General features: G+C 61.7%; 11 protein-coding genes. 8 read left to right on the forward strand and 3 right to left on the reverse strand.

Going from position 1 to position 12,207, the window contains the following annotated elements; all coding sequences use genetic code 11:
- Nucleotides 1–43: 43 nt before the first annotated feature.
- Nucleotides 44–724, reverse strand: coding sequence for a DUF554 domain-containing protein (locus tag L4X63_RS21370; RefSeq protein WP_250680696.1), 681 nt, complete (start codon nt 722–724; stop codon nt 44–46).
- Between the two features lie 333 nt (nt 725–1,057).
- Between L4X63_RS21370 and L4X63_RS21375 the strand changes: the two genes are divergently transcribed.
- The 3 genes from L4X63_RS21375 (at nt 1,058) to L4X63_RS21385 (ending at nt 5,171) form a co-directional block, all read left to right on the forward strand.
- A complete protein-coding gene (locus L4X63_RS21375; RefSeq protein WP_250680697.1) occupies nt 1,058–1,453 on the forward strand; it encodes a hypothetical protein in 396 nt (131 codons plus the stop codon).
- Nucleotides 1,454–2,094: 641 nt separating this feature from the next.
- Entirely contained in the window at nt 2,095–2,472 is a 378-nt protein-coding gene (locus tag L4X63_RS21380) for a response regulator (RefSeq protein WP_250680698.1), read from the forward strand.
- Nucleotides 2,473–2,846: 374 nt separating this feature from the next.
- Nucleotides 2,847–5,171 (forward strand): family 16 glycosylhydrolase, encoded by a 2,325-nt coding sequence (locus L4X63_RS21385; protein WP_250680699.1) that lies wholly within the window; start codon nt 2,847–2,849, stop codon nt 5,169–5,171.
- 81 nt (nt 5,172–5,252) lie between these two features.
- Here the strand turns inward: L4X63_RS21385 and L4X63_RS21390 are convergent, their stop codons facing one another.
- Together L4X63_RS21390 and L4X63_RS23975 are read right to left on the reverse strand one after the other, a co-directional pair.
- Nucleotides 5,253–5,624: a NifB/NifX family molybdenum-iron cluster-binding protein gene (locus L4X63_RS21390; protein ID WP_250680700.1), complete on the reverse strand. Its 372-nt coding sequence runs from the start codon at nt 5,622–5,624 to the stop codon at nt 5,253–5,255.
- Between the two features lie 448 nt (nt 5,625–6,072).
- Nucleotides 6,073–8,403: an FG-GAP repeat domain-containing protein gene (locus L4X63_RS23975; RefSeq protein ID WP_250680701.1), complete on the reverse strand. Its 2,331-nt coding sequence runs from the start codon at nt 8,401–8,403 to the stop codon at nt 6,073–6,075.
- A gap of 479 nt (nt 8,404–8,882) precedes the next feature.
- Between L4X63_RS23975 and L4X63_RS21400 the strand changes: the two genes are divergently transcribed.
- From L4X63_RS21400 to L4X63_RS21420, 5 genes are all read left to right on the forward strand, one after another.
- Nucleotides 8,883–9,335 (forward strand): MarR family winged helix-turn-helix transcriptional regulator, encoded by a 453-nt coding sequence (locus L4X63_RS21400; protein ID WP_250680702.1) that lies wholly within the window; start codon nt 8,883–8,885, stop codon nt 9,333–9,335.
- 70 nt (nt 9,336–9,405) lie between these two features.
- Nucleotides 9,406–9,996, forward strand: coding sequence for a YceI family protein (locus L4X63_RS21405; protein WP_250680703.1), 591 nt, complete (start codon nt 9,406–9,408; stop codon nt 9,994–9,996).
- Between the two features lie 60 nt (nt 9,997–10,056).
- Complete coding sequence (locus L4X63_RS21410; protein WP_250680704.1) at nt 10,057–10,677, forward strand: NUDIX hydrolase; 621 nt, start codon at nt 10,057–10,059, stop codon at nt 10,675–10,677.
- 46 nt (nt 10,678–10,723) lie between these two features.
- Complete coding sequence (locus tag L4X63_RS21415) at nt 10,724–11,326, forward strand: nitroreductase family protein (RefSeq protein WP_250680705.1); 603 nt, start codon at nt 10,724–10,726, stop codon at nt 11,324–11,326.
- Nucleotides 11,327–11,365: 39 nt separating this feature from the next.
- Nucleotides 11,366–12,139 (forward strand): DODA-type extradiol aromatic ring-opening family dioxygenase, encoded by a 774-nt coding sequence (locus L4X63_RS21420; protein ID WP_250680706.1) that lies wholly within the window; start codon nt 11,366–11,368, stop codon nt 12,137–12,139.
- Nucleotides 12,140–12,207: the final 68 nt, after the last annotated feature.

The raw sequence follows: 12,207 nt of genomic DNA on the forward strand, positions 1-12,207 counted from the left end.
ATATCCGGGGAGAAGTCGCAGGAAATCATAATCTGTCTCTCATTCAGTGGGAGGCGAAGATCATCATCAGGGGAGGAGCGAGGAAGACGGCGGGGAGGAGGTTGCCGACCGGGAGCCTTTTGATCCCGAGCATGTCGAGGGCGATGGCAACGATGAGGAGGCCTCCCACCGCATTCATCTCCTGCACCACCGGCGGGGTCAGGATCTGCTGCGCGGCGGTGGCGCAGAGGGTGATGCCCCCTTGGTAGGCGAAGAGCGGTAAGGCCGAGAAGAGGACGCCGATGCCGAGGGTGGAGGCGAGCGCCACAGAGGCGATGCCGTCGAGGGCGGCCTTGGCGTAGAGGATCTCGGGACGGCCGCCGAGGCCATCCTGCAGGGAGCCCATGATGGCCATGGCACCGACGCAGTAGAGAAGGGTCGCGGTGACGAAGCCTTCTGCCACCTTGCCGCTCCCTTTGAAACGGCGGCCGAGGAGTTCGCCGATCGCCTCCAGGCGCGCCTCGATCCCCAGCAGCTCGCCGATGATCCCGCCGCCGATCAGGCTGCCGATGACGATCATCACCTGGCTGCTCTTGAGCGCCAGCTGCGCCCCGATCAGCAGCACGGCCAGCCCGAGACCGGCCATGATGGTGCCGCGCACCTTTTCCGAAAGGAGGTGCCCCCCCTTCACGCCCACCAGACTCCCGCAGACAATCGCGGCCGCATTTACCGTCGTTCCCGTCATAATCATCCCGCCAAAATAGTAAGCTTGCGCTTTAAAGGCAAGCACAAATACGCCACTGGTAAGTTCCTGCCGCTCAAGACTCATCTCCGGCCAACCCTTTCTCTCTTTGACGACTCCCGTAGACTTTAGGAAAAGATGGAATAGATATCTTTGGGCACCGTATTAAGGTTTGAACCGGGATGGCGGATTGTGTTATAGCCACAGCCGGATCGATCATCGTCAAGGAGGATGAATGAGAGACAACAGAAACCGGCAGCTACCCGGTAACGCGCCATGACAATCTGGTCGTCATTACTTGGCAAGCTCAAACAAACCGGAAGGTCCGGCGTTGAAGTGAGCCGCGAACGCTTCAACACCCTTCCCTATCGCTACGAGCAGTTCGACATGGCACTCGCCTGGGAACTCCGGCGGTCGGAAAACGAAACCGTGGTCGACGGGATCCTGAAGAACCTCCGTTACGCCTTCATGGAAGGAATCGAACTCTGGGTGGCCGCCGCCGGCCCCGACGGCAGCGTTCGGGCCCGCGCCGTCTGCTACATCACACCGCATCAGCTTCGCCAGGACGAGCTCGCCCCCTTTGCCGTTAAACTCCCCCTCCTCATCGAGCCCGGGGATATTCTGCAGTTTACCTATTGCTACTCGGGCAGTGACGGGGGAGACGGCGGCTCGAAGTGGACGCAGAGTTTCAATACGACCATCGCCTCCGAGGCGGTCGCGCCGCCGCAATAGCGCCGTCAGGCACCCCGGAAGCTCGGCCAGCCATAGCCCCACCTTCCCGGCGGCCACCTCTCCGGTAAGGGCGAAACGGCAAAGAGCGTCCCTAGGCGGAGCCCCTGCGGTCCCTCGCCTGCCGCCCAGCGTTCCTTGAGCTTTTTCGTTATCAGTTTCACATTTTTCCAGCCAACGGATGTTCTTTATAGCGCTTCAAATACGTCTGCCTGGCCCGCTCAGCACTCTCTGACCATTTTTTAATCAGTAAACGATAGTAAATTGTATTTGAATTCGCATTGCTGCTGTGCTATATGCAGATCCTGCAATATTGAAGAGACCGATAGATTCTATAAAATCCTACGTTCCAGAAGAAAATGCTCTTTGACTCCCTCCCCGCTTTACCCCTATTGAGTGACGATGCCCCGCCCGGCCCTCTCAACTTCAGTCGTTTGAGGTGTTCAACGGGCCCTGGTACCGGCTTGAGTCAGGTAGGGAAAGGTGCCATCCTGTTAGTTATGACCGCCCGCAGCGGTGACAGCTAAGGGGGCAACCTTCAAAACGACGCGGAGGACCCGTACCCGCGCCCCGTCAAGCGGGAGGTGCGGCCGGAGATGATGAAGGATTGACTGCTGGCTGTAGCGCAATGCAAGGAGATTTCCATGGCCCTCAAGGACGTACGCGTTTTGATTGTTGATGACGAGGCTTTCTTCCGCAGCTCCTTACGGCAAACCATCGATGCCATCGGGTTCACGGTAGTCGCCGAGGCGGCCGATGGGCGGGATGCCGTGCGGCAGTACCTCGCCCACCGCCCGCACATAACTATCATGGACCTCTACATGCCGGAGAAAAACGGCATCGACGCCACCAGGGAGATCATGGCCCTCGACAAAAACGCCAACATCATCACCAGCAGCGCCTCGGACTGCGCAAGCGACACCGATGCGGTGGTGAAGGTCGGCGCCAAGGCGGTCGTCAAAAAGCCCTTCGAAGCACGTGAAATCTACCAGGCAGTAAGGACGCTGCTCTCCCGAAGCTAAGCTTTGTCAGCTGGAAAGACCAGCACGGCCTTGAAAGTGGATGAACCAGTGATACCCTTGTCGCAATGACAGTCCGAGAGGGTTCATTGCGACGGCTTTGTCACAGTTGACGCACCGGCATAAGTCGTTATGACTGCGATTGTGTCATGCTCCGCGAGAACTCATCCATTGTACGACCTGAATTCCTTTCCTAACTCCTCGGCCTAATCCTCCTTTTACCATTTCATTACCTTCCTGAATACATCACGTACTGGCTCTACACCTCCAAAACTGACTGGCACTGCACCCGGCAGCACCATTTTCAAGGAGGTTCGTCCATGCGACAGCTGGCCGAAACACGCACGCGCAGGAAATCAGCAAGCCCCCGTCACCTCTTGCCGTTACTCGCCGCCGCCCTGGTGCTGCTCTGCCTCGGCCCCGGCGGGGGAACCGTCACCACGGCGGTGTCGGCTCCGCTGCCTATGTCCTACGTCAGGGTCACCTCGTTTTCGCTCCCCGCCTACTCCGGCTCCCTTACCGTCACCGGGATCGTGGTCACCGCCACCAGCAGGTACCGCGTCAACGGCTACATGCTGACCGAGAGTTCGCCGCGCCCCTCCGCAGGCGCCAGCGGCTGGAGGTCCACCGCCCCCACCACCTACACCTTCGCCACCGCCGGCAGCAAGGTCCTCTACGCGTGGGCGAGGGACACGGCGGGGAACGTCTCGAGCAGCAGGAGCGGCAGCGTCATCGTCGATCTCACGCCGCCGGTGATAACCTCCTTCACGGTCCCCTCAACCTCCGGCTCGCTCACCGTGACCGGCCTATCGCTCGTTGCCACCGACAACGTCAGGGTGACGGGATACCAGGTGAACGAAAGCTCCACGCCCCCCTCGCCAACCGCCACCGGGTGGAGCGCCAGCGCTCCGGCCAGCTACACCTTCGCCACCACGGGGAACAAGACCCTGTACGGCTGGGCCAAGGATGGAGCGGGGAACGTCTCCCTCGGCAAGAGCGCGCCGGTCGCCATCACCCAGATGGGATGGCAGCTCACCTTCAGTGACGAGTTCAACGGAAGCGCCCTCGACACCTCCACCTGGATGACCACCTACCCGGGAGGGATCCGCAACTATACCGACAGCGGCGAGCTCCAGGGGTATGCCGACGACGCCTTCGTGGAGGCCAACGGCCAGCTGAAGATCATCGCCGCCCGCGTGACCCGCACGCTCCCCGACGGCCGCACCTACAACTACACCTCCGGCGAGCTCAACAACTCGATGGTCTTCTCCCAGACCTACGGATACTTCGAGATGCGGGCGAGCCTGCCGAGCGGCAACGGTTTCTGGCCCGCCTTCTGGCTGCTGCCGGTCAACGGCCAGTGGCCGCCGGAGATCGATGTCATGGAGGTGCTCTCGTCGTCGCCGAGCACCCTGTACATGTCGCTGCACTACGGCACGAGCTCGAGCCCCGAGAGCGTAACGGAAACCTTCACGGGACCCGACCTCACGAGAACCGGCTTCCATGTCTATGCGGTTGACTGGGAGCCGGGCTCCATCGTCTGGTATCTCGACGGAGAGCCGGTCTACGGCATTACCGGCAATTCCAACGTTCCCGCCATCCCCATGTACCTGATCGCCAACCTCGCCATCGGCGGATACTGGGGCGGCCCTCCCGACGGCAACACCGTCTTCCCCAATTACATGTACCTCGACTACATCAGGGTATGGCAGCGGGTCCCCAACGGCCCGTACCAGCAGATCCCCGGCCCGAACGATCCCATTCCCACCAAGGACCACGCGCTGACGATCACCACCACCTCGCTCCCCTCGGGTTCGGTCGGCACCTCCTATCAGCAGACCCTGCTCGGCACCGGCGGGACATCCCCCTACAGCTGGTCGGTGACCACCGGCGCTCTCCCCGCCGGCCTGACCCTCACCCCCTCGACCGGCGTCATCTCGGGGGTCCCCTCCTCCCCCGGCACGGGCAACTTCACGGTCCAGCTGAAGGACGGGAAGGGGACCGTCATCGGCACCTCCCTCTCCATCACCGTGACCGCCTTGCCGAGCATTGCCATTGACGCCAGCGTATCGCAGGACCTGGGGACCACCGGCAGCACCATCACCTCGCCGGCACTGGCCACCTCTTCCGCGAACCAGTTGCTGACCGCTTTCGTCACCTCGAGCTCCACCGGCACCGGGGCCAACACGACGGTCACCGGTGTCAGCAACAGCGGGACTCCGCTAACCTGGACCCGCGCCGTCGTCACCAACGCGCAGTTCGGAACGGCCGAAATCTGGTGGGCCTACGCGGCCGGCACCTTCTCCGGGACGGTGACGGCCACCCTCAGCCAGAACGTCTCCTCGCGCTCGCTCACCGTGCTCTCCTTCACCGGCACCGCCCAGGGCTCCGACGCCATCGGGGCGGCCGCCAGCGGCAGCGCGTCCTCCGGGGGGCCGACCGCCACCTTGGTCACCACCCGCGCGAACTCCTGGGTCTTCGGTACCGGCAACGACTGGGCCGGTGCGGTCAGCAGGACACTGGGATCCGGACAGACGATGGTGCACCAGTTCGTCTCGGCCGCCACCCAGGATACCTACTGGGTGCAGCGCCAAAACGGCACTACCCCGGCGGCGGGTACCGCGGTGACTATCAACGACACCGCGCCTACCGGCCACATGTACAACCTGAGCATCGTGGAGATCCGTCCCCCCTCGTGGTGACGGCATGACGCACAGCCCTGAAACGGCAAAGGGGACATCGCCATCGATGTCCCCTTTTTCTTTGGTGCCGTACGGGTCGCCCTATCTGAACCGCTCCCTCGAATCAGCCCTGCCCATCCAGGGTGGAGGGTTCTTTTTCAGGACTGATTGCAACTGGCCGATGATCTCCTCCACCTGTACCGGAGAGCCGGTTCTCATCGGGTGGATCCCCCGGGCGGCCAGTTTGGCGGCAGCGGGGACGTTGATGTGCCTGCTGCAAACGATGGCGCAGCCGGCGAGGACGGTGGCCCTGGCGGCGAGCCTCCCCTCCTCGGTGGCCGCCTCCGGTTCAATGGTGACCTGGTTGACGAAATAGGCCTCGCGGGGCCCGATGTGCCAGACGGTGAAGCTGCGCGAATTCCTGAACTCCTCATCGACCAGGGTGCCGGTGGAGGTTGCAAACGCGACTTTCATGGCTTTCTCCTTTGAGATCGACAGTACTCTCTTGCCGGACCGGACGCCAAAGGCCCCGGTCTCGGCCACTTTGAGGACCGGCACCGCTGCCGGCCTGCTTCCTCAGATCAAAACGCGGCACTGCTTTCGAAAACAGTGCCCAAGACAATCTCCGTCCATCCCACACCGGCAACGCCGCCGGGCGGCACGCGATACGCTGTTTACCCATTTACATAACGCATGCCAAGGCGGATACGCGAGGGGGGATCACTCCGAAGCGATCGAAATGACAAGATTTTTATTTCGAGGTAAAGAGATGAAGTAGTCGCGGAACTCGCCAAGCTGAAGGCAGGTGCCAACGAAAGTGGCACCGTCGCCCAAGCTTTCGGAGAATCAGACGCGGCCGCCGGCCTCCTGCACCCGCCCGCGGTGACGGGACAGGGGCAGGAGGCCGGCGGCCGGTGAGAGGTCAGCGGTGATAGAGAACGACCAGGCCGTCGCTGAAGGCCGGGATGACGAGGTCGGGGCGGCCGTCTCCGTTGACATCGCCTATGGCGAGGTCCCGGGGGGCATAGGGCAAGGGATAGAGCTCCTCGGTCCCGAGGGCTCCGGCAGCGTTTTGGAGGTAGACCCCGGCCTTGATCCACCCGGTATGAATGACGGCGATATCGTTTCTTCCGTCGGCGTTGAGATCGGCAATCGCCATGGCATCCGGGGAGTCATAACTGGGATAGACGATGACGGTATCCGAGTTCTGCGGGAAGACGGCAAGCCGCCCGGCGTTTCCTCCGTAGACGAGTACGATGTCCTGCAAGGAATCGCCGGTGACGTCGCCGACGGCGACCCCGCTGGTGAGTTGATTCCCCTCCACCGAATGGTAGACAGCCGGGGCGAACGTGCCGTCGGTTCGCTGGATAAGGACGCCGACGCTCGGGAGGAGCAACTGCCCGCTCATCACCACGATGTCGGTCATCCCGTCGCCGTTGACATCCCCCACCGCGAGCTTGTCCCACCCTCCGTGCGATACCGTGTAGGTGACCGGGGTGTTGAGGGTCCCGCCGCTATTTTGGAGGTAGACGTCGACGTCCTGGGACTGGGTCCCCCAATCGATTGAGACGACGTCGGTCCTGCCGTCATGGTTGAAGTCGCCGGTCTTGAGCTTATAGGCATTGCTGAAGCTTTGGTGATTGGAGGCGTAGAAGACCATCGGATCGAGGGTGCCGGCCGCGTTCTGGTACATGACCCCGATCCCGTTGTCGGTGGTGAAGACGACATCCTGCCTGCCGTCGTTGTTCAGGTCCGCCACGGCAATGGAGTTCCCGTTGCCGCCCGGATATTTGACCGGCGCGTCGAACCCGCCTGCCGAATTCTGCAGGAAGACGAAAATCCTATAGTCGTTGTCGGGATCGAAATAGGAGCCCGTTGCTAGCACCACGTCGTTTCTGCCGTCGCCGTTGAGGTCGCCGATGGCGATGGAGCGGGGATCCGAGCCGACCGGGAACTTGACGTAGGGCCTGAAGAGGTTGGAGTTGGGAGGACCGGAGGCGGTGATGACCACTTGGTCGGGAGCCCCGTCGACGAGCCCGTTGTTAACGACGAGGGTAACGGTATAGGTCCCCGGGAGGTCTACGAAAAACGACGGGGTCGCGGAGGCCGGATTCTCCAGGGCGGCCGTGCTTCCCGCCGGCTTGGAGGCGATGGTCCAGTTGAAGGTGATCGGGTACGCGAGGAGGTCGCTGCTCCCTCCCCCATCAAGGGTAACGGTGTCACCGGTTCCCGCCTGGAGGTCCGGCCCCGCACTGGCAACCGGGGGAGCGGTCACCGGGCCGCCATCGAGATCGTTCCAGACATAGGAGTATTTCGATTCGTAGGTATCGTTGCCGTCGGCATCGACTTCGAGCTTCATGAAGGTTGTGGAAAGCGGCGTGATCCTGGCGCTGGAATTCTGTGCCCCGCGCATCACTAGCGGCCCCCCGGAAGTGGGATAGGATCTGACGCCGGAATAGCTGTAGGCGACGGGGGTGCTGACCTCCACGTACCCGAAGGTGGAGAGATAGCACCGTCCCTGCATCGTTTCCGAGATTACCCCCGGATTCCACCAGTTATCGGCGGTATCGGCCTGGATGAAATTCTCGAACTTGAACCCTTCCTGTGAGAGATTGTCCTGACCGCTCAGATTGAGGGTCAACGTTTGTGTGCTGCTCAACTGGTCGGCCTGCATCCTGAGCGTCCCGCTGATGGAGATATCGGTGGTGTCCGACCTGGCTCTCAGCAGATTGGTGGTGAGGGTGCCGTCGCTGATCGCTCCGAGGGCGGGGTTATAGGCAGCGATCACGACCACGGTAACGCCGTCGTAGGTGTAACCGTCGCCGTCGTTGAACTGGCGGTAGGACATCGAAAGGCGGCCGGTCCCCGTGCTGTCGTCGAGGCTGCCGGTGATCTGCAAGGTACCGCTCACCGTCCCCGGAATCGTCTCGTTGATGGGTACCGCATTCCTGATGCTGTGCCAGCTGGCGGGGATCGCCTTGGCGGCGCGCCACTGCTGCCGGACACTTTTCCCTGCCAGGGAGGAGATCGCCTCCCGCTCTTTGCCTGCGGGGGCCGCACCATTGGCAGCCTTGGCTTGGGCCGGTCCCTGGGCGGAAGCGCCGCCGTTCCAGATGATGGCGAAGAAGTGGCCGGCGTTGGCGGCATTCACCGCGGCGGGTGTGGTGAGCCCCGAGTAGGTGATGGCCGGTGCCTCGGTGGCGGCGCCTCCGCCTCCCCCGCCGCCGCATCCTGCCACGAGAACTGCTGTCACGAAGAGCAAGCAAACCTCATACGCTAACCGTCTCATCTCGCACCTCCGCTCCTAGCTGCCGGTACTCACGTTCGAAGCGAAGCCATGCCCGGCCACTGCAGTCACCGGCAGGCTGGTGAAGGCACAGCGAACCTTACCGAAACGTGGTGCCAGTCACACTGAATAGATTGGGTCTGGAAATGGTGAATGAGGTGGAAACGCTGCGATGAATGAAAGGGAGGGCGTGAACCCTATGACAGAGGACTTTGAGACGCTGTCCGCAGTAAGTAGCGCCTGAGCCAATCCGGTGCGGCGAGGAGAATGCATTAATACAGAGACCGTTTGACTCAAGGTTAACTCCGCCAAATGCTATGTCAATACTCGTTCACGGAACGGGATAGCGGGAAGAAACTTCCCCACCAAAAAAAACGGGTTGACAACCGCCCCGCGGAGAGATAGTTTTATATCAAACGATATGACGTCAAGCAAAGAGGCTGACGATGACCAAGCAGAGTTCAACATACCGCGCCCTTAATACCTACACCAAGCTGATGAGGGCAGCCGAATCGGTCACCGCCCGGACCAGCCGGGTGATGACGGGAGCCAACCTCACGGTGAGCCAGTTCGGGGTACTGGAGGCGCTGTTTCACAAAGGGCCGCTCTGCCAGCGGGACATCGCCGCCAAGATACTGAAGAGCACCGGCAACATGACGCTGGTCATCGACAACCTGGAAAAAAGCGGCCTGGTCCGCCGGGTACGCGACACCGAAGACCGCCGTTTCCTGACCATCCACCTCACCGAGGCGGGTACCGGCCTCATCACCAGGGTCTTTGCCGACGTCGAGGCGGCCATCGTCGCCGAGATGTCCATCCTGAGCGAAGAGGAGCAGGAAACGCTGGGAGAACTATGCAAGAAGCTGGGACTGAAAGGAGGAGTACCGGAAGCAAGCTAACAGCAGCGTATTTTTTGCCCAATTACTTCGACATTAAACCATCAAACCTTAAAAAGAAAGGAGCCTAACAATGAAACGCACCATCGCATCCATCGCCACTCTGATCGCTCTCTCCATCCCGGGCCTCGCCCTCGCCTCCACCTGGAGCCTTGACCCCGACCACTCCAACGTCGGCTTCAAGGTCCGCCACCTGATGGTCTCCAACGTGAAAGGGAACTTCGAGAAGTTCACCGGTACCATCGACATCAACGACAAGGACGTCACCAAGTCGAGCGTGCAGGTGAGCATCGACACCAACTCGATCAACACCAACGTCCAAAAGCGTGACGCCCACCTGAGAAGCGCGGACTTCTTCGACGTCGCCAAGTACCCGACCATGACCTTCGTCTCCAAGAAGGTGGCCAAGGCTGGGAAGAACAAGCTGAAAGTAACCGGCTACCTGACCCTGCACGGCATCACCAAGGAAGTCGTCCTGGACGTGGAAGGTCCGTCGGCAGAGAGCAAGGACCCGTGGGGTAACATCCGCAAAGGCGCCACCGCCACCGCCAAGATCAACCGCAAGGATTTCGGCCTGGTCTGGAATGCCGCCCTCGAGACCGGCGGGGTAGCGGTCGGCGACGAAGTCACCATCACCCTGGAAGCGGAAATGATCAGGAAGTAAGCAAACGGGAGGTGGCCGGGGGGAGCGATCCTCCCGGCCCCTGCGGTGCAGGAGAAAGCCATGGGACAGCTTCGGCAGATACAAAAGGCGCTCGATATCCACCCCTACCGGACCATCGAACCGGGGGAACGCACCCACGCAGCGGTTGCCCTGGTGCTGGAGGAGACGGCAAAGGGGTTGAACCTCCTTTTGATCGAACGTGCCACCAACGAAAACGACTATTGGTCGGGGCAGATTGCCTTCCCCGGGGGAAGAAGAGAAACGGTCGACGATTGCCCCCAGCAGACCGCGCGGCGGGAAACCCGCGAAGAAACCGGCCTCGACCTGGGAGCGGCCTCCTACCTTGGACGCCTGAGCGACTTCGCTCCAGCCGGGATGAAGATCGTGGTCTCCGGTTTCGTGTATGCCATTGGCCACCGGTCGGAATTGACTCCCGATCCCGAGGAAATCGCCGACGCCTTCTGGTTTCCCATCGATGAGATCCGCAATCCTGCACGCCTGACGGAAGTGCGTTGCGTCTTCCGTGAACGGTTGAGGACATTCCCGGCGGTCGATGTCGGCAAACGGCAACCACTGTGGGGAATCTCCTATCACCTGCTGCGCAGCCTGGAGAAGAGAGTCACCCGGAACAGCAATCAAAGAGTTTCCCTTACCGTTCCGTCTAGCGGGCAGCTCGCATAGAGAGCGGAAGAGGAGTCGAAAGTCAGAAACAGAGGAGGAAGTTACCATGAACGCCCTGTACTGGGATGCCATTCGCAATAGAAGAAGTCACTACGCAATCAGCAACGAGCAGGTCACCAGAGATGAGAGAATCGAGGAGATCGTCAACGAGGCAGTGAAGCACGTTCCTTCCTCGTTCAACTCGCAAAGCGCCCGGGTGGTGGTTCTCCTGGGTGAACAGCACCGGAGGCTTTGGGACCTGACCAAGGAGGAGTTGAGGAAGATCGTCCCCGCCGAGGGTTTCCAGGCTACCGAGGAAAAGATCGACGGAGCATTCAGAAGCGGCTACGGCTCCATCCTCTACTTCGAGGACTGCACGGTGGTCGAAGGGCTCCAGCAGCGCTTCCCCCTCTACCGGGATAACTTCCCGGTCTGGTCCCAGCAGTCGTCGGGGATGTTGCAGTACGCCGTCTGGACCGCCCTCGAAGCGGAAGGATGGGGCGCCTCGCTCCAGCACTACAACCCGGTCATCGACGACGCGGTCAAGGCCGCATGGGGGATCGATCCCACGTGGAAACTGATCGCCCAGATGCCGTTCGGCAAACCGGTCGACGCGCCCAGCCAGAAAGAGTACCTCCCCCTGGCGCCGCGGGTGCATCTGTTCGGGTAGGAAAAGCTCCCGTGGAGAAAACGGGACGAGGAGGAACACATGTCGGGGAAAATGCCAGCCATCTTTATTTCGCACGGCGCACCGAGCCTGATCATCGAGGATTGCCCGACCCGCGACTTTTTGCGCGGACTCGGGAAAGAGATCGGCCGCCCCAAAGGGATCGTGTCGGTGTCGGCCCATTGGACCACCACCGAACCACGGGTCACCATCAACCCGCACCCGGGCACCATCTACGACTTCGGCGGCTTCGCGGATGAACTCTATACCCTCGTCTATCCGGCACCAGGGGACCCGCTGCTGGCCGGTAAGGTTCTTTCCCTGCTGGGCCAGGAGGGGATCGCCGGAGGCAAGGACAGCTCGCGAGGCTACGACCACGGGGCATGGGCGCCGCTCATGCTGATGTACCCCGAGGCGGACATCCCGGTGATCCAGCTCTCGGTCCAGCCGCACCTCGCGCCGGATCACCATCTCGCCATGGGGAAGGCGCTGGCACCTTTACGGGAGGAAGGGATTCTCATCCTGGCCAGCGGGGCAGCCACCCACAACCTGCGGGATTTCTTCGGCAGGGCCCTCGACGAGCCCCCCCTCCCCTACGCCAGCGAGTTCACGGAATGGCTGAAAGATGCGGTGATAAACAACCGGCGGGACGAGCTCCTCGACTACCAGCTGCGGGCACCGCAGGCCATCCGCAACCACCCCACCCCGGAGCACTTTCTGCCGATCTTCGTCGCCATGGGTGCCGGGGAAAAAGGAGAGCTCCTTCACGACGGTTACACCTACGGCGCCCTCTCCATGGCCGCCTTCAAGTGGTAGCCCCGGCCTCGGGGCCACACCGAAGAGAGCTGGTGCCGGCCCCGGGGCTGCGGCGTTACAATAAGGCT

Origin of the sequence: Geomonas sp. Red32 (genome assembly GCF_023652955.1) — a bacterium.
Lineage (GTDB): Bacteria > Desulfobacterota > Desulfuromonadia > Geobacterales > Geobacteraceae > Geomonas.

Bases quoted from the DNA above. Each gene is read 5' to 3' on its own strand.
- L4X63_RS21370 (WP_250680696.1), bottom strand. From the start codon at position 724: ATGACGGGAACGACGGTAAATGCGGCCGCGATTGTCTGCGGGAGTCTG.
- L4X63_RS21380 (WP_250680698.1), top strand. From the start codon at position 2,095: ATGGCCCTCAAGGACGTACGCGTTTTGATTGTTGATGACGAGGCTTTC.
- L4X63_RS21390 (WP_250680700.1), bottom strand. From the start codon at position 5,624: ATGAAAGTCGCGTTTGCAACCTCCACCGGCACCCTGGTCGATGAGGAG.
- L4X63_RS21400 (WP_250680702.1), top strand. From the start codon at position 8,883: ATGACCAAGCAGAGTTCAACATACCGCGCCCTTAATACCTACACCAAG.
- L4X63_RS21405 (WP_250680703.1), top strand. From the start codon at position 9,406: ATGAAACGCACCATCGCATCCATCGCCACTCTGATCGCTCTCTCCATC.
- L4X63_RS21410 (WP_250680704.1), top strand. From the start codon at position 10,057: ATGGGACAGCTTCGGCAGATACAAAAGGCGCTCGATATCCACCCCTAC.
- L4X63_RS21415 (WP_250680705.1), top strand. From the start codon at position 10,724: ATGAACGCCCTGTACTGGGATGCCATTCGCAATAGAAGAAGTCACTAC.
- L4X63_RS21420 (WP_250680706.1), top strand. From the start codon at position 11,366: ATGTCGGGGAAAATGCCAGCCATCTTTATTTCGCACGGCGCACCGAGC.